Below are 21881 nucleotides of genomic sequence, written 5' to 3' on the forward strand. Positions count from 1 at the left end.
GATTTCCCAATACGTAAGACCCCTGGAAGAACACCAGGTTGATAGGCTCGGGGTGGAAGCGCGGCAACGCGTGGAGCTGACGAGTACTAATCGGTCGAGGGCTTATCCTAAAGCAACGACAACAGCGCATCGTTTCGTATCCGGTTATCAAGGTGTAAGCCTTGAAAGATAAATGATCTGGTGGCAATGGCGGAGGGGAACCACGCGTACCCATCCCGAACACGACCGTTAAGCCCTCCAGCGCCGATGGTACTTGGACCGAAGGGTCCCGGGAGAGTAGGACGCTGCCAGGTCGAACAGCAAGAAGCATCTCTTAAGGGATGCTTCTTTTTTTGTTCCATTGTTCGGATCGCGCGATGAACGGTAGCCATGATCGTCGCTTCAATCATCCGTGCCTTGAACTCCCTGAACTCATATCATCATCCTCAATAAAAGGATGACGGGAAGTCCGCGTAAGCGTCAGCGCTTGCAGTGCCTTCTCCTTTGTCGGCCAAACGGACGGATCCTATAAACAGCGGTTACTGGGATATGCTTCCGTTCGCGAATGCCAGCAGCGGAGCGGTTTTCCAGCTTTTCCTGCCCTTCATGCTTGCGCCTTGACAGCCTGTTATGCCTCTGCTAAGATTGCCTATAATCAATCGGAGAACAACCGGTTATCGGAACTTAAAAGGGGAGGAAAATTCTCGTGTGGCAAAATAAATTCGCCAAGGAAGGCCTTACGTTTGACGACGTTTTGCTCGTCCCGCGCAAATCTTCGGTTCTGCCCAGGGACGTAGATGTGTCGACTACGTTAAGCGCCTCGGTGAAGCTGAATATTCCGTTGATCAGCGCAGGGATGGACACAGTAACGGAATCGGCCTTGGCGATTGCCATTGCCCGTGAAGGCGGCATCGGCGTTATTCACAAGAACATGTCGGTCGCGCAGCAAGCGGAGGAAGTGGACCGGGTCAAGCGTTCGGAGAGCGGCGTTATTACGAACCCTTTCTCGCTGACACCGGAACATCACGTATACGATGCGGAAGAACTGATGGGCAAATACCGGATTTCGGGCGTGCCGATCGTGGACGACAACGGCAAGCTGCAAGGGATCATTACGAACCGGGACCTGCGGTTTGTTCATGATTATTCCATCAAGATCAAAGAAGTCATGACCAAGGAAAATCTGGTGACCGCGCCCGTCGGAACGACGCTGCAGGAAGCCGAAATCATTCTCCAGAAGCATAAGATCGAAAAGCTGCCCCTGGTCGATGAGTCGAACACCCTCAAAGGACTTATCACCATTAAAGATATCGAGAAAGCCATTCAATTCCCGAACGCCGCAAAAGACAAATACGGGCGTCTGCTCGTCGGCGCTGCGGTAGGCGTCTCCAAAGATACGTTTGAGCGGGCTGAAGCCCTGGTACGGGCCGGCGTCGATATGCTGGTTGTTGACTCGGCACACGGCCACCATATCAACATCGTCGAGATGGTGCGCAAGCTGCGCGACCGCTATCCGGATCTGACGATCGTGGCGGGCAACGTGGCGACCGGCGAAGCCACACGCGATCTGATCGAAGCCGGCGCCTCCATCGTCAAAGTCGGCATCGGTCCCGGCTCGATCTGCACGACGCGCATTATCGCCGGCATCGGGGTTCCGCAAATCACGGCCATCTACGACTGCGCTACCGTTGCGCGCGAGTATAACGTTCCGATCATCGCGGACGGCGGAATCAAGTATTCCGGAGACATTACGAAAGCCATTGCCGCCGGCGCCAGCGCCGTCATGCTGGGAAGCCTCTTCGCCGGCACGGAGGAGAGCCCGGGCGAGGCCGAAATTTACCAAGGCCGCCGTTACAAATCCTACCGCGGCATGGGATCGATCGGCGCGATGAAGGAAGGCAGCAAGGACCGTTATTTCCAGGAGGACGACTCCAAGCTGGTTCCCGAAGGCATCGAAGGCCGTATCCCGTACAAAGGACCGATCAAGGACACGATTCACCAACTGATCGGCGGCCTGCGCTCCGGCATGGGATATTGCGGAACGAGAACAATCGAGGAACTGAAGAACGATACGTATTTTGTCCGGATTACGGGCGCAGGATTGCGCGAAAGCCATCCGCATGACGTCCAGATCACGAAGGAAGCCCCGAACTATTCGCTGTGACGTCCCGACGAAAGAAGCAGCCTAAAACCGGCATGCTGGACTTAAGCCGCAGAAGAGAGACTTCGACGCTGCGGCTTTTTCGTTTGTTTTTGGTATGCTACAATAGCAGACGGAACAGGCGCAGCTTTTTTGACATCAGAGAAGACAATAAAGGAGAGAATGCGCGGTGAATCGTCCTCAACCTTTCTTTTTTCGTCCTACGCTATCGATCACACGATTTTTGGCTATCGTCACTCTTATTTCATTCCTGTCGCTTGCTTTGTTTTCGGGCGCGGCCAGAGCGGAAACGGATCCGGCCGGGCTGCAGCTTTCGGCTCGCTCCGCCATTCTGATGGATGCCGAGTCGGGACAAGTGCTTTATGAGAAGGACGCCGATACCGCCTATGCGCCGGCCAGCATGGCCAAAATGATGACGGAATATTTGGTGTTCAAAGCCGTGGAAGAAGGCAAGCTGAGCTGGGACCAGCAAATCACGGTAACGGAAAATGCCTCTAAGCAGGTGGGCAGCCGTATTTTCCTGGCCGTTGGGGATAAACATACGGTGGAGCAGTTGTACATTGCCATGGCGGTCGGATCGGCCAACGATGCCACCGTTCAGCTTGCCGAAGCCGTAGCGGGCTCGGAGGAAGCGTTCGCCAAGCTCATGAACGAAACGGCCAAAGAACTGGGCATGACCCATTCTCACTTCATCAACGCCACCGGCCTCGATCGGGCCGATATGCCGGAAGAGTTCAGGCCTACGTCGATCGAAGGCGAGACGGTTATGTCCGCTAGGGACGCGGCTACGCTGGCCTATCATATTATCAAGGAAGATCCGAAATTCCTGGAGTATTCCAAAATTCAAACCTACAAATTCCGCGAGCGGGACAAAGATCCGATCGTCAATTGGAACTGGATGCTGGAGTCCAACAAAAACGTTCCTTCCCTTCGCAAGTTCGCCTACGACGGCGTAGACGGTTTGAAAACCGGGCATACGTCGACGGCGGGCAACTGCTTTACCGGCACCGCTTTGCGGAACGGCACTCGCCTGATCGCCGTCGTCATGGGTGTCGACGGTTCGACCAACGACGGCAAACGGTTTTTGGAAACGGCCAAGCTGTTCGATTACGGTTTCAACAACTTCGAGAAAAAGACGATTATCGAGGCCAAAAAGGCCGTACCGGGGCATGAGACCCTTCCCGTCAAAAAGGGCGTGCGCAAGAAGCTAGAGGTCGTCACCGCTTCGGACCTGACCGTCATGGTAAAGAAGGGCGAGAAAATCGAGCCGACGGTGGCCGAAGTCAAAAGCGTACAGGATCCGCTTGTCGCACCGATTAAGCAGGGAGACAAAGTAGGGACTGTTACGTATACGTACAAAGACCCGGCGACCCAGAAGGACAAATCGGTTACCATCGATCTGGTCGCGGCCGAAGACGCCAAAAAAGCCAGCTGGTGGCGGCTGTTGTTCCGCGGAATCGGCGAATTTTTTGCCGGCTTGTTCAAAGGGATTGTCAATTTGTTTTAATTTCCGGAAATGAATTCCGACTTGGTGGGTTGTCTATTCGCGATCCATCCTGTAAAATTTAACGTTAGAATGCTCAGGAGGCGTGTATACATGGAAACAGGTACTTCGAGGGTTAAACGCGGCATGGCCGAAATGCAAAAGGGCGGCGTCATTATGGACGTTATGAATGCGGAACAGGCGAAAATCGCCGAAGCGGCCGGCGCAACGGCCGTAATGGCGCTGGAAAGAGTGCCCTCCGATATCCGGGCGGCAGGCGGAGTCGCCCGTATGGCCGACCCGACGATCGTGGAAGAGGTTATGAAGGCGGTCAGCATTCCGGTTATGGCCAAAGCCCGGATCGGGCATTATGTAGAAGCGAAGGTGCTGGAGGCGCTGGGCGTCGATTACATCGACGAGAGCGAAGTGCTGACGCCGGCCGACGAAGTGTTTCATATCAACAAGAGCGAATTTACCGTGCCGTTCGTGTGCGGCGCCAAGGATCTGGGCGAGGCGCTTCGCCGGGTTCAGGAAGGCGCGTCGATGCTGCGTACGAAGGGCGAGCCGGGTACGGGCAACATCGTGGAAGCCGTTCGCCATATGCGTCTGATTATGAGTCAAATCCGCAAAGTCCAAAATATGTCGAAGGACGAGCTTTACCACGAGGCCAAAACGCTTGGCGTTTCTTACGACCTGCTCTTGGGCGTGCATGAAACCGGCCGCCTGCCTGTGGTGAACTTCGCGGCCGGCGGCGTGGCGACGCCTGCGGACGCCGCTCTCATGATGCATCTGGGCGCCGACGGCGTGTTTGTCGGTTCCGGCATTTTCAAATCCGACAACCCGGAAAAGTTCGCTCGCGCGATTGTCGAAGCGACCACGCATTACGACGATTACGAGCTGATCGCCCGCGTATCCAAAAATCTCGGCACCCCGATGAAGGGAATTGAAATCTCCAAGCTGAGCCAATTCGAACGGATGCAGGAACGCGGTATCTGATTTTTTAAGCGTCAGCCATTTCGGTTCAACTTCGGGCGGCTTCGCAACAGCCTTTGAACGGCTTGCGCGGAGCCGCCCAGATTGATTTTGATCGTTTTTAAGCTCACTGATCGGGAAAGAAGGAATCGGGATGAACATTGGAGTATTGGCGCTGCAAGGAGCTGTGGCCGAACATATTCAAAGCATTGAGCGGGCGGGGGCAAAAGGCGTGTCCGTCAAGAAGGTTCAGCAGCTGGACGAGTTGGACGGCCTTATCATTCCCGGCGGCGAAAGCACTACCATCGGCAAACTGATGCGCAAGTACGGTTTTATCGAGGCGCTTCGGGCGTTTTCGGGCAAGGGCAAGCCGATTTTCGGCACCTGCGCCGGCCTGATCGTTCTCGCCGATCGTCTGGAGGGCGGCGAAGAACCGCATCTGGGCCTGATGAACATGACGGTCGCCCGCAACGCTTTCGGACGCCAGCGGGAGAGCTTTGAGACCGATCTGGACGTCAAGGGCATCGATACGCCGCTGCGCGCCGTATTTATTCGCGCCCCGCTGATTAAGGAAGTCGGCTCGAATGTCGACGTGCTTTCCACTTACAAGGGAGAAATTGTGGCGGCCCGGCAAGGCCATCTGCTCGCGTCTTCCTTCCATCCGGAGTTGACCGATGACTACCGGCTGCACGCTTATTTCGTCTCTATGGCTGAGGAAGCCGTCAAACAGACGAAAGCTTAACTAACGAACCCACCCTTGTAAACGGAAAGGGGATTGCCGACTATGTTGGATGTCAAACTGCTTCGCAACGATTATGAGAAAGTCGCGCAGGCGCTTCGCAACCGCGGCGCTTCGACCGATCTGATTGAGGCGTTCCCGGAGCTTGACCGCGGACGCCGGGAACGGCTGGCCGAAAGCGAGGCGCTCAAAAACCGGCGAAACGTCGTTTCGCAGGAAGTCGCCAAACTGAAAAGAAGCGGCGGCGACGCGGAACCGTTCATTTTGGAAATGCGCGAAGTGAACGAGCGGATCAAACGGCTCGACGAGGAAATCCGCGAGCTGGAGGAACAGATCGACAAGCTGATGCTCGCGATCCCGAACGTGCCTCACGAGAGCGTTCCGGTCGGCGCTTCGGAAGAGGACAACGTCGAGATTCGACGCCACGGGGAGCCGCCGGCCTTCGACTTCGAGCCGCGCCCGCATTGGGAACTGGCGGACGAGCTGGGCATTTTGGATTTTGAAGCGGCGGCCAAGGTGACCGGTTCGCGCTTCGTGTTTTATAAAGGTCTGGGGGCGCGTCTGGAACGGGCGCTGATCAACTTTATGATGAATTTGCATGCGGACGAGCACGGCTACGAGGAGTTTCTGCCGCCGTACATCGTGAACCGGGACAGCCTCATCGGAACCGGCCAGCTGCCCAAGTTCGAGGAAGATTTGTTCAAGATCGAGGGAACGGATTTTTACCTTATTCCGACCGCGGAAGTGCCCGTGACCAACTATCACCGCAACGATATCTTGTCGATCGAGCAGCTTCCGGCCAAGTTTGTCGCCTACAGCGGCTGTTTCCGTTCGGAGGCGGGCGCGGCGGGGCGCGACACTCGCGGGCTCATTCGCCAGCATCAATTCAACAAGGTGGAACTGGTCAAGCTGGTCGATCCGGAGACGTCCTATGCGGAGCTGGAGTCGCTTACGGCGGAGGCGGAGCGCGTGCTGCAGATTCTGGGTCTTCCTTACCGTGTGCTCACGCTGTGCACGGGCGACATGGGGTTCGGTTCGGCCAAAACGTACGATATCGAAGTATGGCTTCCGAGCGCAGGCGTCTACAGGGAAATCTCGTCGTGCACGAACTTCGAGGATTTTCAGGCTCGCCGCGCCAATATCAGGTTCCGCAGGGAACCCGGAGCCAAGCCGGAATTCGTGCATACGCTGAACGGGTCGGGCCTTGCGGTCGGCCGCACCGTAGCGGCCATTCTCGAAAACTACCAGCAAGCCGACGGATCGGTGATCATCCCGGAAGCCCTGCGTCCGTACATGGGCGGAATTGAACGGATCGCACCTCGCGGGGGTTGAACAACGTTTCCCGGCTATGATATGATTACGGGGCAGACTTTTATCCATCCGGCTTTCGGATGCAAGCTGCCCACGGATGGAGAGGTACCGAAGCGGTCATAACGGGGCGGTCTTGAAAACCGTTAGGGCGCAAGCCCACGTGGGTTCGAATCCCACCCTCTCCGCCATTATCCATACCGACACAATGCCGATTCGCGCCGCGGATCGGTTTTTTGTTTTGCATAAGAACCGGGCAGCGGGCCAACCTAACGGGGCGGAGGTGTAAACCCATGTCAAGCAACGACGAACTTACCGTTCCTCAGCAGGAATTGGTTCATGCATGGCAAGATGCGTTGCCGGAGTGGTTGAAGCCGGGAGATCAGGCACTCGTATACGGAGATATCGCCCATAAGGACACGCTGCTCGTGCAAATCCAGTCGGCGGGGCGGCAAAATCTTGAATTTGACTTCAAGGTCAAATACGTAGACAGCCGCGAAATCGACATTCAGCTTTCCGACGTGGAGAGAGATGGACAAACGGTGGACGAGCGGACGGAAGAAATGCAATCGCTCATCGCCGACTACAGGCGGCATTTGCACGAATGCGCGCAGGCGCTGCACCCGGTTACCCGCGCATAATGACGGCAGAAAAGAGGTGCAAGACAGATGAACGACGCCCATATTCATACGGATAAAAATCTGCGCAATGTCGTGAAGGACCTGGACCAGACGCCGGTCAATTCGCTGCAAGCCCAGCAAATGCAGCAGCAAAGCAATGACAGGCGGCATCAAGACGCCTTGAACCATGACGAAACCGAAAACGATCTGCATCCGAAGCGGGTCGGCAAATAAAAAGGAGGACCGTTTCCATGAGCAAGCCTAAGACCGTACCCGTAGCCGAAGCCGCCGATGGCAGCGAACACGCCCGCGACCGGCGCAGCGGCGACGGCAACCAGCCCAACGAGCCCCTGTCCGGATCGAAGAAGGTCAAAAACCGCAACCACAGCCGCCATAACAACGGGGAAGGATGACCTAACCCCAGCACGCAAGCTGTTCCGGGCAGACCTGGTCTGCGGGAGGGACAGCTTTTTTTGGCGCGGGTGCGGGGGTTAAGACAAGGAAATTTGTGTGTTTTTATATCGCACTGTTATAATATAAATAAATGTTTTTGGGAGGTGCCTATGCAAAGTCCAGCACAACTGAACTCTACCGTCAATCCGAAACCGATTCATCACTCCAAATTGTCCGTCCTGGATATCGTTCGCCGGATCTTCTTTATTATTATCGGCGCGTCGCTGGCAGGCGTGGCTCTGGAAATCTTCCTCGTACCAAACGACATCATCGACGGCGGCATCACCGGCATTTCCATTATGGCCGCTCATCTGACCCATTGGCCGCTCGGTATCTTTCTCTTTCTTCTCAACCTTCCGTTCCTGATCGCCGGTTACAAATCCATCGGCAAAACCTTTGCGCTTTCGACGCTGCTCGGCGTTGTAACGTTGTCGATCACGACGACGCTTCTTCATCATGTCAAAGCGTTTACCGACGATACGCTGCTGGCCACGGTATTCGGCGGCATTCTGCTCGGCGTCGGCATCGGGATTGTCATCCGCAACGGGGGAACGACGGACGGCACCGAAGTGGTGGCCATTATGGTCAGCAAGAAAACGCCGTTTTCCGTCGGACAGATAGTCCTGTTCATCAACGTGTTCATCCTGGGCAGCGCAGGCCTGGTGTACGGCTGGGATAACGCGATGTTTTCGCTGATCACGTATTTTATCGCGTTCAAAATGATGGACCTGACGATCGAGGGCTTGGACGAGTCGAAATCGGTCTGGATCATCAGCGACCAATACCGCGAAATCGGCGATGCCATCGTCAGCCGCTTGGGTCGGAGCGTCACGTACCTGAACGGGGAAGGCGGCTTTTCGGGCGATACCAAACGGGTCATCTTCGCGGTCATCACCCGGATGGAGGAGGCCAAGCTGAAGTCGATCGTCAGCGAAATGGATCCTTCGGCCTTTATGGCCGTAGGCAATATTCACGATGTACAGGGCGGAAGATTCAAAAAGAAAGATATTCATTAAGGTTTTTCGTAGGATTTACGGCTTATTTTAAGCTGATTTTAAGCAATCTTTAAGGAATTGGGGTTTCCTGCTCCCTCGATTTAGGATAGAATGTTTGCTGTGTAAGTCATTGTTTTTTGAGGGGAGCAATGCTTTTTGAAGTCTCGCAAGTATCTTTATGCGTTTCTGTCGCTCTTTGTGGTTTTGGCGCTTGTATTGTCGGGATGCAACAGCAGCTCGTCGCCCAAGGAGAAGCTGCAAGACGCCTTGAAGAAATCGGCCGAAGTCAAGTCGTACGGAATGAAGGGCAGCTTGAAAGTGCAAGACCTGAAACTTCCGCCCGAAGTGATGGAGGAGGAAGGGGCCGCAAGCGCGCTTGGCCTGATTCAGAATGCGGAGGTCTCCTGGACGGGCGCTTACCGTCTGGATCCGTTGCTGATGGAGTTGAATCTCAAGCTCAGCATAAGCGGCGACCTGGCCATGACGTTCCAGGTTCCGATCATCATGAACAAAGAGAAAATGTGGATCAAGGTGCCGAACATTCCGATGCTCGGGTTGCCTGAAGATCTCGTCGGCAAATTCGTCGAATTCGACTTGAACGAACTGGCGAAGGAGCAAGGTACGGAATGGACGGGGGTTGCCGATGTCGGCCAATCCGTCAAATTCGCGAACGATATTTATGCTATCCTCTTTAAACATCTCGACGAAAAAACATATTTGAGCGCTCCGAGCGCCAAGGATGCGGGGATTCCGGACGAAGCCGGCGTAAAGAGCGTCGTGCAGTTCCATCTCACGCAGGAGCAAGTCGAACCGTTCATCAAGACGGTCGTCAAGGACATCGCTCCGGAAATCATCAATCTGTTGTCCTCGAACGAAGATTATCGCAAGCTGGCCGAGCTGAGCCAGGAAGACTTGGATTCGGCGAAAAAAGAACTGGATAACCTCTCCGACGCGGATTTGCAGGAGGGAATCGACGAATTCAAGAAAACCGTAAAATCGCTCGATGTGCTCGCCAACTTCGGCATTAACAAAGATGGATTCGCTAGCTACACCGATGCGACGCTCAAGGCCGAAATCGAAGACGAGGGCCAAAGCGGCAGCGGCACGATCAAGATCGTATCGGAGTTGACGGATATTAACGGCGACGTGAAATTCGAGTTTGACGTTCCGAAAGAGGAAGACGTCATTACGTTGGATGAACTTTCCGAGTACGGTTTGTATTAATACGCGAATAGGAATGAAAAAGCAGTCCCGGACGGGACTGCTTTTTTTTCGAATGGATAGACGATCGGATTGTTGCGGGCCGAATCAGGTCCGCTCGGCCGGCAAGACGACCGAGACACCGCGAAGGCGCAAAAAAATCGCGGCCATAAGCCGCGATGTTGTAGTTATGGATGGTCGAGACGACAGGATTTGAACCTGCGACCTCTTGCTCCCGAAGCAAGCGCTCTACCAAGCTGAGCCACGTCTCGATATGTCTTCGATATGTCTTCCGCAACGAACGAATTAGATTATAACACAGTCATTCAAAAAAGAAAAGGGGTGTATTGAGATTTTTTTCGGATTTTCTTGAAACATAGATGTCAATACCCGGACGCTCCGCCGCTGCTCGTCGAGAAGCGCTCGGAGATCGGCTGGACGAAGGATGAACGGGACGGAGCAGACGCTATTGCTGCACCGTTCCGTTTTTCATTTTTCAGTTGAGCCTGCAACGAAAGTCCCGAAAAGAAGAATAGCATCCAAATAATTTAGTAAAATAATCCTACTAAATCTATTGACGCGAAAATCGTGTCGGAGTATATTGGCGATAGAGGTGGATGATTTTGGGAGTCGTTAGATCGAATTTAAAAGCGATAGCCGATAAGGAAGGGAAATCGGTTCGCAGGATCGCAAAGGAGTTGCCTTACAGATACGAAACGATAAGACAAATGTACAACAACGAGACAAAACAATATCCGCGCGATCTTCTTGCCTTGCTTTGCGATTACTTTGATTGCGGGATATCGGATTTGCTGATATATGAAGAGGGTGGGAACCAGGATGAATAACGTTTGGTTTGTTTTGTTTTCAACGATCGAAGCGACTTCGATTTATACGATTATGCTCACCATTTTCCGGTACAATACCATCACGTACATAAAGCAAATCGTGCCGATTTCGATATTGATGTCCATTTTAAGCTGGGCGATTTGGAATGAATTGAATATCTCCCAGTACGCACCGATCATTTCCGTTGTCATTTTTGTCATCTTTATTTTTTACATCCTTCGAATCTCCTTATTGGGAGCCGCATTAGTCGTTGGGACAGGGTACGCCGCTTATGCGGTAGTTCAAACGCTGCTGCTTGCGGTGTTTCAGTCTTTGGGCCTCTTGTCGATCGAGAATGTGCAAAGCAACAAGCCGGACCTCTATGTCTTGCAAAGCGCATCCGCGCTGATCCTGTTTTTCGCCAGTTATGTGTTGTATAAAAAAGGATACGGATTTACGTTCCCGCTCGAACGGTTTAGCTGGAAAAGTTGGAGGCTGGAAAACCAACTCGTACTGGTCGTTCTGATTTTGAGCTTGATCTTTATCAGCGTCGTTTCGCTGCTTAGGAACAGGTTATATATGGCTTGGATTGTTTTTACCATCATGTTTTGCTTCCTCATTTATTTGGGTAACAAGAAGGAAAAAATATGATCGAGTCCATATCGAAAAAATTGGCCCATTCCCTGAAAGCGGCAATTCCGGATCATCCGTATTCCGAGGCCAAATTAACATTCGGCATTCATTTGCTTTTAAACACGGTCTTGACGATCGGTTCCGCAGTCGTCCTCGGAGCCCTATCCGGACGGCTTGCCGACACCATGATAAGCTTGTTCGCGTTCGCCTTGCTGCGGGCCGTATCGGGCGGATACCATTTCAAATCGGCTTTGATATGCGTCATCGTTTCATCGGCAACTGCCGCGGCACTGCCTTTTATTCCGCTTTCCGACGCTGCCGTCATCGGCATAAACATTCTTAACATCCTTCTGATTCTGATTTATGCGCCGTCGCGCATTGATGGGCAAACACGGATTCCAAAACGGCATTATCCGAAACTAAAGATCATATCGCTGGTGATCGCATCGACCAATTTCCTCTTCGCCTCTCCATTGTTGGCCCTAACATGGCTCGTCCAATCGATTTCGTTAATCCGCTTGAAAGGAGGTGAATCCAAATGAAAAAGCGAATCCTTAACACCATGGCAACATTCATCGGTTGTTTTGCGGTGCTTGCCGTTGCGCCCGCCAGCTTTCTCTGGGGCAATCAACCGGAGGTGCCGGCGGAGTTATTGGATTAGTAGGCGATAACCTCAATGAAGTGGCCTGTAACTCGCGACGAAAAAGGGGAGACGGGGCTGCTGTTTATTTCCTTAAGCGATATCGTGAAAATATCCGCCGAAGGAAATCGACTTCTGTTTCACACCAAAGACGAAGTATTCTACCAGCTTAACACCCTGGAAAAAATCGAATCGGCCCTTAAGGCAGCGGGGCTGCCGTTTGAAAGGGCCGATCGGGGTCATCTCATTGATCTGCATAAGGTCGTTGAGATCGACGTGAAAAACGCCATCGCTTATTTCGAACCGTCTCCCGGCAAAGAGAGGAAGTCCGCAACACTGTCCAGAGCGAAATTGAAAGAACTGCTACCGAAAATGAAAGAACGGATGAAACTAAGGGCCAGGGATTGATCCCCCGGCCCGATTTTTTTGGCTGTCCGCGTTTCTCCCGCATGGTTTATTGAGGTTGGGGAAAAAATAAAATCCCTTCGGTACCAAGGGATCTCGGCATGAATATGGCGCGCCACGGTGGGACTCGAACCCACGACGCACAGTTTAGGAAACTGTCGCTCTATCCAGCTGAGCTACGGGCGCGCAGCAATTATCATTATAACAAAAAAAAGCCCGGACGCAAAGCGCAATCCCCAAATGAAAAAGGCCGGCGCATGCCGGCCAACATTGCGATGCAGCGCCGGCCCGGCCAAGCCGGACGCGCAAGCCGTAAGGGAGGGCCATCGTCATCCATCCTCTCTCAGCTCATCGATAAGATTCGCTTTGGCCATGCGGCGAAGAGGTCCTTGGACGGACAGCAGTCCGACGCCGAACGCAAAGACGCAGGCGACAAGAGCGCCAAGCCATGGAAACTGGAAGGGCATCCCCTGCAGTTCATCCAATTGCAGATAAAGGAAGTAGCTGATCGCCGTTCCGGCAACAAGTCCCCAGAATCCTCCGATAAGCCCCATCCAGACGCCTTCGAGCGTCGCCATTCGCTTAAGCTGTCCGCCGGTCATGCCGACGGCCTGCAGCAGGCCGAATTCCCGCCGCCGAAGCAGCAGATTCGTCTGCACCGTGTTGATGATGTTCAGGCTTCCGATCAGCCCGATGACCGTAAGAAAACCGTAAACGAAAATTTGCATCTGCAGAGTGAACTGGCGCGCTTCTTTTTGGTTGGCGGCGACGTCGATCACTCTTCCGTTCGGGATGGTGCGGGCCAGGACGTTGAGCTGCTCGCGCACGGGCTCCGCATCGGCACCGTCCGCGAGGGCGACGTCGAATCCGATCAGGCTCGCCCGGGCGGGGTAATCCGCTTGGAGTTCCTTCGGGACGAGTTTGGCCAGCTTTTCGTAAATGCCTTCCGTCGCTATCACCGACAGGTCGGTTCTCTGATATCGCGCATCAAACGGGTTTTGCGACAAAATACCGCCCACCGTGACTTCGATCGCGATGCGTTCCTTTGCGCGAGGCTTTTCTGCTCCGTAATCATCCGGCACGGCGAGCTTCAGCTTGTCGCCGACTTTGAGGCGGGAAAGTTCCATGATGGCCGGCTTTTCGCTGTCACGCAGTCCGGTTTTCACCGTCTGAACGATGACGACCGCGTTGTCTTGGTCCAGCTTCTGCGGGTCCGTCGTGCCGGAGACGAGATACCGTTCCGCCTCGCGGAAGCGGGCCGCATCGTAAAGTTTAAAGTAAGCCGAGGCCTCCTGATAGCTCTCGCTGCCTTGCGTCACGGTTTCAAAGTTTATTCCCGTCAGCTCGGAAAAGTCCGGATTGATCTTGGCGGACGGTATCCAGGCGTTGACCAGCGGGGTTTGATAGATGCTGTAAACGTCGTCGACTCCGGGCAACGCCGCGATTTTCTTCAACATGTCGTTCGTGACGAAGGATTTCGTTCCGTTCTGGGACATTTCATAGCCGTATACCGAAAACGCGATGCGGTCTTCCTCGTTGGAGGCGGCGGTCATCTCGAACATTTCCCGGATAAAGTAGTGAAAGACGATAAACAGCGTCACGCTTACCACGACGGAAAACGTCGTGATGCGGAATTTCGTCCGGTTGCGGCGAATGTTTTTGGCCGCCATTTTTCCGCCGATACCGAACCCTTGCAGCAGGGACGGAAAGCGCGAGCGGCGGACCGATTCCTGCACGATGCTCCCGGCGCCCTTCACGGCTTCTACCGGAGAGACGCGCGAAGCTTTGCGGGCCGGCAGCCAAGCCGCCAAATAGACGGATACGAGCCCGACCGCAACGCTGCCGCCCATAATCCAGTTGTGCCACTGGAGCTGAAAGCTTTCCATTTGCAAAATTTGAAATCCGTTTGCCACCATTAGCCAAATAACCAACCAAAGCGCGCCCCATCCGCAGAGCAGCCCGATCGGAATGCCGATCAGCGCCAGCGTGGTGGCTTCGCGCAGCACCAGATTGCGGATCTGCCTTGGCGTCGCGCCGAGCGTCCGCAGCAGGCCGAACTGCCGGATTCTCTCCAACACGGAAATGTGAAACGCATTGTAAATCACGGCTGCGGTCGACAGCACGACCAAGCCGATCAGCGTGCCGAAGATGACCGTCAGCGCCTTGTTCGTATTGTCGTTGGTGGACTCGCCCATATAGGACAAGACGCGGTTGTTGGCGGAGAACGTCTCCGATTTGCTCTGAAATTCCGGGAGGTGGTCGCTGATGTCGACGCCCGGCCTGAAGGTCATGAACAGAGTCATTTCCGGCAGGCTAGCGGCCTTCTCTGCCCTCATCAACGTATAAGCGGAAGAGGAGGCGCTGTGTTGATCCGCAGCGGAATTGATCAAAATGCCGGAGATCCGGTAGCGGTGAGGCTTGCCGTCCGGTCCGGTCAGCTCGGTCTCTCCGCCCGGCTTCGGGGCCCCCGGCAGATAGGGCAATATCCATTTCTCCACGACGATTTCGTCCGGGCTCTGCGGCCACTGGCCTTCCTGGAGATGAAGGGGGACGAGCCCAAACGCTTCTTCGCTTGCTTCGTTGACTTGGATCGAGAAGGTATCGTCCAGCTTCGTCTTCGGGCCGTCATGAATGGCGCCGACCCGATCCAGCAGCGCGTTGTTTTTCATCTCGCCGTACAGCTTGGAATCGGCCTCGGAATAAGCGAAGTGATAGGAACCGTTCTCATAGATCGCCCGCTGCAGCAGATTGTCCTGAATGCTCTGGCCCATCGTGCCCAAAGCGCTGATCAGCGCCACCGACAGGACGATGCCGACGACGGTCAGGATCGAACGCTTCCGCTGCTCCTTTAGATAACGCCCGGCCAGCGAAGTGTAGCTCTTCATACGCGGCTCACCCCGCGCGTGTCGCTGACGAGCCGTCCGTCCTGCAACCGGAGGACGCGGTCGGCTTCGGCGGCTACGTTCATGTCGTGAGAGATGACGATGACGGTCTGGTGGTACTGGCGGACGGCGAGCTTAAGCAGCTCCAGCACCTCGCGTCCGTTGGCGGAGTCCAGATTGCCCGTCGGTTCGTCGGCCAGCACGATCGCGGGCTTGTAGGCGAGCGCCCGGCCGATCGCGACCCGCTGCTGCTGCCCGCCCGACAGCTCGGACGGCAGGTGCTTGCGCCGGTTGTCGAGGCCCAACGTCGCGATCAAATCGCGGATGTAGCCCTTGTCCGGCTGACGGTGGTCGAGCAGCAGCGGAAGCTGAATGTTTTCTTCAACGTTCAGCACGGGAATGAGATTAAACGATTGGAAAATAAACCCGATCTTCCGGCGGCGAAACACCGCGCGTTCTTTTTCTTTCAGCGCGTACAGGTTTTCCCCGTCGATGTAGACTTCTCCGGACGTGGGGCGGTCCAGTCCGCCAAGCAGGTGCAAAAGCGTGCTCTTGCCCGAGCCGCTCGCCCCGACGATGGCGACGAATTCGCCTTGGGCAACGCCGAAGCTGACGTCGCGCAGCGCCTCCACCCGAGTCGAACCTTTGCCGTAGATTTTGCTTAAGCCGGCGGCTTCGATGACGTTCATGGCTTTCTTCCTCTCCTCGTATAACGGCTTGATAAGGCCAGTATAACGAGTCCACCTTACAATAAAGGGCAGGGCAAGCTTACAATATTGTAAGCCGCCCTCCCCCATTGCGGTCAGCAAATCCCGCCCGGCTTCACTCCCCCGCATGCAGAACGTTGTCCGGAAGCCGCTGAACGGGAAGCGTCAAGGTGAACTGGCTGCCGCCTTCTTCGCGGTTGCGCGCGGAAAGCATGCCGTCATGCCGTTCCGCGATGGACTTGGCCAGAGGCAGTCCCAGCCCGACTCCGCTTCCGCCCGTTCCGCTCCGGTAGAACTTCTTGAAAATATGCGGCAAGTGCCGCTCGTCAATTCCCGGTCCTTCGTCCAGCACATCCAGACGCACAAACGCCGGCGTACGCTCCCAGCGGATCGTGACGGTGCCGCCCTTCGGGCTATGTTCGATGGCGTTTTTCGCCAGGTTGCCGATCGCTTCCGCCAGCCAGCGGCCGTCGTGCAGCACGAACACCGGCTCCGGCGGTTCCATAAGGCGAAGTCCGACGCCCCTCCGACCGGCCCATTCGCGCAGCGGAGCGACCGCTTCCTCGACCGTTCGGGCCAGAGGCGACACCGTCTTGTGAAGCTCCAGGGCGTCCGCTTCCAGCCTGGCGATCTTGAGCAGCGTCAAGGTCAGCCATTCCATCCGGTCGAGTTCTTGCCGGCACGTCTTCAGAAATCCGGCGGCTTCGTCCGGCTTGGTCCTCTCTTCCTGAAGCAGATCGATGTAGATGCTGAGCGAGGCGAGCGGCGTCTTCAGCTGGTGGGAAATATCGGCGATCGTTTCCTTCAGAAACGCTTTTTCTTTCTTCAATTGTCCGATCGTCAGCTGCAGCCGGTTCGCCAGCTCCTGCACCCCGTGCGCGAGCAGTCCGAGCTCTCCTTCGCCGTAAAGGCGGAAGTCCATCCGCCGGTTGTTCTTTACGGCTTCTTCGAGCGAGAGGGCGAGCGTGCGAAGGCTGCCCAACTGCAGCCGATATTCGCGCAGCAGCGCAAGCCCAAGAGCGGCAATCAGCAGCGCCGCGCCCAGAACAAGCCCCGGCAGCGCGAGGTTCCGGAAAGCGGAGGCTGCCGGAAGCAGGCCGGTTGCAAGCAGTCCGGTCAAGCCGTGCTTGGCGGCCAGCTCGCGGCCGAGACGCGCCGCTTCCGGACTTGCGGCGTCCTGCGCGAACGTCTTCGGCAGCTCGTCCGCAAGCTCCGGATGCGCGGCAGCAAGCGCACCGATGACGGCCACTTGGCGGTCGAGCCAGTCGCGCTCCAGCCGCTCGGTCGCGAAACGGACGAACAGTCCGGCGAGAACGGCCGCCGCTGCGAGCGTCAAGGCGAGAAGGACGGCGAGACGGCGTACGGGCGGATTGCGCCAAAGCCGCGGCAGCGGGATCATATTCACGTTTACCCGTTCCATCGGTATCCGGCCCCCCTGACCGTCACGATCCGCTGGGGATCGTGAGGCGTATCCTCGATTTTCTCGCGCAGCCGCCGGATGTTCACCGCCACGGTGTTGTCATCGAGAAAGTCGCTTTCGCCCTGCCACAGCCGCTGCACAATCTGTTCCTTCGACAAGACGGCCCGGGGATGGCTCATCAGCAGCGCGAGCAGACGGAATTCCGTCATGCTGAGCGGAACGGGCTGCCCTTGCTTTTCCACCCGCATCTCGTCCAGGTACACCGTCAAATCCCCCGATTGCAGGACGGCGTCGCCGGGGAACTGGGTTTTGGCGGACCGGCGGCGCAGCACCGCTTGAATCCGCGATAGAAATTCGCGCAGCCGGAACGGTTTGGTAATGTAGTCGTCTCCGCCCAGATCCAGCCCTCTTACGACATCGATTTCCGTGTCGCTGGCGGTCAGGAAGATGACGGGGGTATCCATCCGCCCGCGCAGCCACGCGCAGAAGTCGAAGCCGCTACCGTCGGGAAGCTGCACGTCCAGAATGATCAGTTCGAAAGGCTGGCGAAGAACGGCCGTTCTGGCATCGGCGACCGACCGTACGCCCGACACCGCGTATCCTTCCTGGCGAAGGGTGAATTCGATTCCCCGGTGCAGCGCTTCGTCGTCTTCCACAAGCAGCAAATGAGGCGCCATATGCTCACATCCTTGTCCAAATCGGTGCGACAAATCGTTCTCAAGACTTAAGGTACGGACGCTAAGACCCAAAAATTGTCGGAATATGGAGGAAATTTACCTGTTTGAATCGACACTATTCTACATCTTTCCGGATTTTTTTGGCTTATAATAGGGTGTATCAAAATAGGGCATCGCTGCGTGGCGATGGTGGTTACCGGAAAGGAGCGGCCAGTAGACCTACATGGAAGATTGTCCGATTATTCATCGCCTTCAGCTACTCCAGCGCAGATTGCAAGACATGGCGAACAATCTGGGAAATTTGACCGATCCCGAGATCCTGAAAGTCAGCGAAGAAGCGGATCGGCTGATCGTTCAACTGCAAAAAATGTACATGGAAAAAGCCTTCGAGCGCCAGAAAGGCGCCCAATCTTTATTTTCGGACGCGCAGCCGGCGGAAGAACTCGGTCAAAAGGCCAGCGCACTGTTCCTGAAGCACTCCTGACGTCCATTCGGTCGTATGGTTGAACCGATTGTCCTGCAGCAAATCCATCAAGGTGCCTACGCACCCGGCTTTCGGATCGTGCGTTCCGTACACGACCCTTTCGATCCGGGACTGAAGGATGGCGCCGGCACACATCGGACAAGGCTCCAGCGTGACGTACAGCGTACAGCCAAGAAGCCGCCAGGCTCCAAGCGTTTCGCTCGCCCGCCGGATCGCGACCATTTCGGCGTGACCCGTGGGATCTTTGGCCGTCTCCCGCACATTGTATCCAGCCCCGACGATGACGCCGTCGCGCACGATGACTGCGCCGATCGGCACCTCTCCCAACTGCTCGGCCATTTTGGCCTGCCGGATGGCCTCTTGCATCCACAATTCGTCTTCGGACACGGTTTAAGCTCCTCTCTTTTCCCACGAACACGTATTCGTTGTTAACATGCTGTGTATAATTTAGTGGATAACTTTCGAGTTGTCCACAGAATTATGCACAACATCGACAATTTATTGGGGATAACCTGCTTTTTTTGGGGATAGTGACGTGTTGGTTTTTTCTTTTTCATTGTAACAAAGGGGACTGGAAGTGCAAATTTGCCTTTTTCCCGAATACAGTATAGAGAAGAGGCGTGGACAACCTGACTCGCAGGCAAAAAAGGAGGGATGCGCATTGGCTACGTCGGCGTATTTGGGATGCCGGTTTCGGGTGCGGACCGGTTGGGAGCCGTCGGGCAAGACCTCGATTATGGGGCAGTCGTACTGTACGGCCGAGGAGCTGACCGCGTTCGCCAGGCGCCGGAATCCGGGAGCGCCCGACTGCTCCGGGCTGTATTTGCAGCTTGGCGAGCGCTACGGGGTGCGGGGGGATTTGGCGTATTGCCAGGCGATGTACGAGACGAAGATGTGGTCGTTGGACGCGGACTATTCGGAAGAACGGCTGGCCAAGGATGCCGAGGTCCAAATCCGCAGGCTGTACCGCTTTGCTGCCGGACCGCCGCCGCAGGAGGAAGATCGGCCGAACGGGGAGCTGCACGCTGCGGAGGCTCGGCTGCGGCACTTGCGCGGCCAGGCGCGCTGTTGGGAGGATTTGAACGGCAAATGGCCCGGGGCCGGCGATCGTTACGGCCAGGACATCGTATCCATTTGGAGAAATCTGCTGGAGTGGGCCGGCAAAGGAGGCATTCGCGTGGAAAAGAAAACGGAAACAGCCCTGCCCGAATCGCAGCAAGGGGAGCGGGCGCGGCTGCGGCACGACGATCAGGTCCCGGACGGGAATGAAACGGCACAAGCGGGGACGAGTCTCGAACAGCGCGTTGCCGCTATCGCGGCGCAAGAGGATCTGAACTGGCTGCGCAGCCGGGACTTGCTGCCCGTGCCGGATCCATTGCCGGGAAAGGGCGTAACGTGGGCCGAGCTGGCCGCGCTGCTGCGGCGCTGGGACGAGAAGCGTCCGGAGCCTTCGGAAGGCTGACGGCGCTGCTGCTTGGCGTCCGCAAAGCCGGGTTGCGCGGCGCGGACACGCAAAACGGCTGCGCCGTCCCGGGGACGTGCGCAGCCGTTTGGAAGCTGGCGGCATCGGGCCGCGGCCGGTGCCGAAGGGCAGGCCGCCGATCGCGTTCAAGGGGCACCCGATGCGTGGATTAAGGCTTTGAAGAGGATTGCGCCGAAGCCTGTTGGCCTTGACTCGCGTTGGCGACAGCCGACAGGGTCGTCTGATCGGATGCGGGATCGGTATATTTCCGCAAAATCGCCACTTCGACGCGGCGGTTTCTCGCCCTTCCTTCGCTCGTTGCGTTCGAGTCGACCGGACGGTATTCGCCGTAGCCGATCGCGCTGAATTTTTTCGGGTCGAAGGCGGGGTTTTGCAGCAGAATCATCATGAAGTTAATCGCCCGCTTGGAGCTCAGATCCCAGTTGGAATCGAACTTGGCCGTCCGAATCGGCACGTTGTCGGTATGGCCGGAGACGACGATTTCGTAGTCGGGATACTCCTGCAGCATTTGTCCGATCGCGACGGCGAGCGCCCGGGCTTCGGGCTTGACCGTCGCTTCGCCGGAATCGAAGAGGGCCGTGTCCCGTATGGTGATCAGCAGCTCCGACTGGTTCAATTGCGTCTGCAACTGCGAAGCCAGGCCGTTTTTCTTGATGTACCGGTCGAGCTCTTTTTTCAGCCCTTCGAGGTTCTCCTGTTCCAGCTGCTGCAGCTGCTTGCGCGTCATCTGGCCGTCTTCGGTATGACGCTGGCGTATTTTGTTGCTTAAGTCCTGTTCGCTCTCGATCGCCGCCGATTTGTCCAGTATCCCGAGACCGGCGTTAAGAACGCTGTTGAAGGCTTGGCTCAGCGCTTCCAGCTTGGACGTATTGACCGCGCTGGCCGCATAGAGCACGATGAACAGCGCGAGCAGCAGCGTCATCAGGTCGGAGTAAGGCAGGAGCCAGGATTCGTCGATGTGCTCGTCATGCTGATCATGCCGTCGCTGCTTTTTGCTCACCGCTCGATTCCTCCTGCTCGAACAATTTCACCCGTTCCGTCGGCGTCAGGAATACGGACAGCTTCTGCTGAATGGCCGTCGTGGATACCCCGGACTGAATGGACAGCAGGCCTTCCACCATCATCAGCCGAAGCTCGATTTCCCGCTTGGACAAGCGTTTCAGCTTATTGGAGATCGGGTGCCAGAGCACGTATCCGGAGAAAATCCCGAGCAGCGTGGCGACGAAGGCGGCCGCGACCGCATGGGCCAGCGTCTCCATTTCGGCAAGGTTGCCGAGCGCTGCGATCAGGCCGATAACGGCCCCGAGAACCCCGAGCGTCGGCGCGTACATGCCCGCCTGGGAGAAAATTTGCGCGCCGGCGCGGTGGCGCTCCTCCGTTGCGGAAATGTCTTCGAGCAGCACGTCGCGGACGAAATCCTGATCGTTGCCGTCGATGATCATCCGCATCCCGTTTTTGAGGAACTGGTCTTCGATCTCCTCGACGCGGGCTTCGAGGGCAAGCAGTCCTTCGCGGCGGGTGATCGATGCCCACTCCATAAACATCCGGATCACTTCGGAACGCTCGATCAGCTTGGGCTCTACAAACACGATCTTGAGCAGCTTCGGAACCTTCGCCAGATCCCTCATCGGGAAAGCCATGCAAACGGAAGCTGCGGTGCCCACGAAAATGATGACATATGCGGCCGGGTTGTTGACCAGGCTGACAAGTGGCGCTCCCTTCAGGAACATCCCTAATATGAGCGCGACTAACCCCAAAAACAATCCGATAATGGTCGAGTTTTTCATTGCTACACCCCAGCTTGTCGTAAAT

Annotated in this window: 24 protein-coding genes, 3 tRNA genes and 2 rRNA genes; 20 read left to right on the forward strand and 9 right to left on the reverse strand. The window is 56.1% G+C overall.

Going from position 1 to position 21881, the window contains the following annotated elements:
* The 13 genes from F560_RS0111820 to F560_RS0111885 form a co-directional block, all read left to right on the forward strand.
* Nucleotides 1–110 (forward strand): 23S ribosomal RNA (locus F560_RS0111820); the annotation flags it as partial.
* Nucleotides 111–176: 66 nt separating this feature from the next.
* Nucleotides 177–293: ribosomal RNA gene (rrf, locus tag F560_RS0111825) — 5S ribosomal RNA — on the forward strand.
* Nucleotides 294–685: 392 nt separating this feature from the next.
* Nucleotides 686–2143 (forward strand): IMP dehydrogenase, encoded by a 1458-nt coding sequence (gene guaB / locus F560_RS0111835; protein ID WP_019005949.1) that lies wholly within the window; start codon nucleotides 686–688, stop codon nucleotides 2141–2143.
* Nucleotides 2144–2309: 166 nt separating this feature from the next.
* A complete protein-coding gene (locus F560_RS0111840) occupies nucleotides 2310–3647 on the forward strand; it encodes a D-alanyl-D-alanine carboxypeptidase family protein (protein WP_019005950.1) in 1338 nt (445 codons plus the stop codon).
* Nucleotides 3648–3737: 90 nt separating this feature from the next.
* Nucleotides 3738–4619: a pyridoxal 5'-phosphate synthase lyase subunit PdxS gene (pdxS, locus tag F560_RS0111845; RefSeq protein ID WP_019005951.1), complete on the forward strand. Its 882-nt coding sequence runs from the start codon at nucleotides 3738–3740 to the stop codon at nucleotides 4617–4619.
* Between the two features lie 130 nt (nucleotides 4620–4749).
* Nucleotides 4750–5337 (forward strand): pyridoxal 5'-phosphate synthase glutaminase subunit PdxT, encoded by a 588-nt coding sequence (pdxT, locus tag F560_RS0111850; RefSeq protein WP_019005952.1) that lies wholly within the window; start codon nucleotides 4750–4752, stop codon nucleotides 5335–5337.
* Between the two features lie 42 nt (nucleotides 5338–5379).
* Nucleotides 5380–6666 (forward strand): serine--tRNA ligase, encoded by a 1287-nt coding sequence (serS, locus tag F560_RS0111855; RefSeq protein ID WP_019005953.1) that lies wholly within the window; start codon nucleotides 5380–5382, stop codon nucleotides 6664–6666.
* 78 nt (nucleotides 6667–6744) lie between these two features.
* Nucleotides 6745–6833, forward strand: a tRNA-Ser gene (locus tag F560_RS0111860).
* A gap of 102 nt (nucleotides 6834–6935) precedes the next feature.
* A complete protein-coding gene (locus F560_RS0111865) occupies nucleotides 6936–7283 on the forward strand; it encodes a hypothetical protein (RefSeq protein ID WP_019005954.1) in 348 nt (115 codons plus the stop codon).
* 27 nt (nucleotides 7284–7310) lie between these two features.
* The gene (locus F560_RS0111870) at nucleotides 7311–7496 is read left to right on the forward strand and encodes a hypothetical protein (RefSeq protein ID WP_019005955.1); all 186 of its coding nucleotides are present in this window, start codon (nucleotides 7311–7313) and stop codon (nucleotides 7494–7496) included.
* A gap of 17 nt (nucleotides 7497–7513) precedes the next feature.
* On the forward strand, nucleotides 7514–7675 hold the full coding sequence (locus F560_RS23120; RefSeq protein WP_019005956.1) for a small acid-soluble spore protein P: 162 nt from the start codon (nucleotides 7514–7516) through the stop codon (nucleotides 7673–7675).
* A gap of 150 nt (nucleotides 7676–7825) precedes the next feature.
* Nucleotides 7826–8731, forward strand: coding sequence for a YitT family protein (locus F560_RS0111880; protein WP_019005957.1), 906 nt, complete (start codon nucleotides 7826–7828; stop codon nucleotides 8729–8731).
* A gap of 135 nt (nucleotides 8732–8866) precedes the next feature.
* Nucleotides 8867–9934: a hypothetical protein gene (locus tag F560_RS0111885; protein ID WP_019005958.1), complete on the forward strand. Its 1068-nt coding sequence runs from the start codon at nucleotides 8867–8869 to the stop codon at nucleotides 9932–9934.
* Nucleotides 9935–10105: 171 nt separating this feature from the next.
* On the opposite strand, the gene F560_RS0111890 is transcribed toward F560_RS0111885, so the two are convergent.
* Nucleotides 10106–10182, reverse strand: a tRNA-Pro gene (locus tag F560_RS0111890).
* Nucleotides 10183–10527: 345 nt separating this feature from the next.
* Between F560_RS0111890 and F560_RS0111895 the strand changes: the two genes are divergently transcribed.
* Genes F560_RS0111895 through F560_RS0111915 form a run of 5 tightly spaced genes read left to right on the forward strand, consistent with a single transcriptional unit; the run spans nucleotide 10528 to nucleotide 12419 of the window.
* The gene (locus F560_RS0111895) at nucleotides 10528–10758 is read left to right on the forward strand and encodes a helix-turn-helix domain-containing protein (RefSeq protein ID WP_019005959.1); all 231 of its coding nucleotides are present in this window, start codon (nucleotides 10528–10530) and stop codon (nucleotides 10756–10758) included.
* Nucleotides 10751–11389, forward strand: coding sequence for a hypothetical protein (locus tag F560_RS0111900; RefSeq protein ID WP_019005960.1), 639 nt, complete (start codon nucleotides 10751–10753; stop codon nucleotides 11387–11389). Before F560_RS0111895 ends, F560_RS0111900 begins: the two co-directional genes overlap by 8 nt.
* Entirely contained in the window at nucleotides 11386–11913 is a 528-nt protein-coding gene (locus F560_RS0111905) for an accessory gene regulator ArgB-like protein (RefSeq protein ID WP_019005961.1), read from the forward strand. The genes F560_RS0111900 and F560_RS0111905 overlap by 4 nt, the downstream gene beginning before the upstream one ends.
* Nucleotides 11910–12032 carry a cyclic lactone autoinducer peptide gene (locus F560_RS25035; protein ID WP_019005962.1) on the forward strand — a complete coding sequence of 41 codons (123 nt, stop codon included), beginning with the start codon at nucleotides 11910–11912 and terminating at the stop codon, nucleotides 12030–12032. Before F560_RS0111905 ends, F560_RS25035 begins: the two co-directional genes overlap by 4 nt.
* Before the next feature lie 15 nt (nucleotides 12033–12047).
* On the forward strand, nucleotides 12048–12419 hold the full coding sequence (locus tag F560_RS0111915) for a LytTR family DNA-binding domain-containing protein (protein WP_019005963.1): 372 nt from the start codon (nucleotides 12048–12050) through the stop codon (nucleotides 12417–12419).
* Between the two features lie 105 nt (nucleotides 12420–12524).
* Here F560_RS0111915 and F560_RS0111920 read toward each other — a convergent pair.
* The 5 genes from F560_RS0111920 to F560_RS0111940 all read right to left on the reverse strand — a co-directional run bounded on the left by F560_RS0111920 (nucleotide 12525) and on the right by F560_RS0111940 (nucleotide 18102).
* Nucleotides 12525–12602, reverse strand: a tRNA-Arg gene (locus F560_RS0111920).
* A 143-nt stretch (nucleotides 12603–12745) separates the two neighbouring features.
* Nucleotides 12746–15301: an ABC transporter permease gene (locus F560_RS0111925; protein ID WP_019005964.1), complete on the reverse strand. Its 2556-nt coding sequence runs from the start codon at nucleotides 15299–15301 to the stop codon at nucleotides 12746–12748.
* Nucleotides 15298–15987, reverse strand: coding sequence for an ABC transporter ATP-binding protein (locus F560_RS0111930; protein ID WP_019005965.1), 690 nt, complete (start codon nucleotides 15985–15987; stop codon nucleotides 15298–15300). The genes F560_RS0111925 and F560_RS0111930 overlap by 4 nt, the downstream gene beginning before the upstream one ends.
* 133 nt (nucleotides 15988–16120) lie before the next feature.
* Nucleotides 16121–17425 (reverse strand): sensor histidine kinase, encoded by a 1305-nt coding sequence (locus tag F560_RS24640; RefSeq protein ID WP_019005966.1) that lies wholly within the window; start codon nucleotides 17423–17425, stop codon nucleotides 16121–16123.
* Nucleotides 17413–18102 (reverse strand): response regulator transcription factor, encoded by a 690-nt coding sequence (locus tag F560_RS0111940; protein WP_019005967.1) that lies wholly within the window; start codon nucleotides 18100–18102, stop codon nucleotides 17413–17415. Before F560_RS0111940 ends, F560_RS24640 begins: the two co-directional genes overlap by 13 nt.
* A 223-nt stretch (nucleotides 18103–18325) precedes the next feature.
* Here F560_RS0111940 and F560_RS26610 point away from each other — a divergent pair, with 223 nt between their 5' ends.
* Nucleotides 18326–18586 carry an aspartyl-phosphate phosphatase Spo0E family protein gene (locus F560_RS26610; RefSeq protein ID WP_026298236.1) on the forward strand — a complete coding sequence of 87 codons (261 nt, stop codon included), beginning with the start codon at nucleotides 18326–18328 and terminating at the stop codon, nucleotides 18584–18586.
* On the opposite strand, the gene tadA is transcribed toward F560_RS26610, so the two are convergent.
* Entirely contained in the window at nucleotides 18515–18973 is a 459-nt protein-coding gene (tadA, locus tag F560_RS0111950) for a tRNA adenosine(34) deaminase TadA (protein WP_019005969.1), read from the reverse strand. The two genes, F560_RS26610 and tadA, sit on opposite strands and share 72 nt — an antisense overlap.
* A 274-nt stretch (nucleotides 18974–19247) precedes the next feature.
* Between tadA and F560_RS0111955 the strand changes: the two genes are divergently transcribed.
* Nucleotides 19248–20048, forward strand: a complete 801-nt coding sequence (locus F560_RS0111955) for a glucosaminidase domain-containing protein (protein ID WP_019005970.1) — start codon at nucleotides 19248–19250, stop codon at nucleotides 20046–20048.
* Nucleotides 20049–20217: 169 nt separating this feature from the next.
* Here the strand turns inward: F560_RS0111955 and motB are convergent, their stop codons facing one another.
* Nucleotides 20218–21069, reverse strand: coding sequence for a flagellar motor protein MotB (gene motB, locus F560_RS0111960; protein WP_019005971.1), 852 nt, complete (start codon nucleotides 21067–21069; stop codon nucleotides 20218–20220).
* Complete coding sequence (gene motA / locus F560_RS0111965) at nucleotides 21044–21856, reverse strand: flagellar motor stator protein MotA (RefSeq protein ID WP_019005972.1); 813 nt, start codon at nucleotides 21854–21856, stop codon at nucleotides 21044–21046. The genes motB and motA overlap by 26 nt, the downstream gene beginning before the upstream one ends.
* Between the last annotated feature and the right edge of the window lie 25 nt (nucleotides 21857–21881).

It is taken from the genome of Cohnella laeviribosi DSM 21336, assembly GCF_000378425.1.
Lineage (GTDB): Bacteria > Bacillota > Bacilli > Paenibacillales > Paenibacillaceae > Cohnella > Cohnella laeviribosi.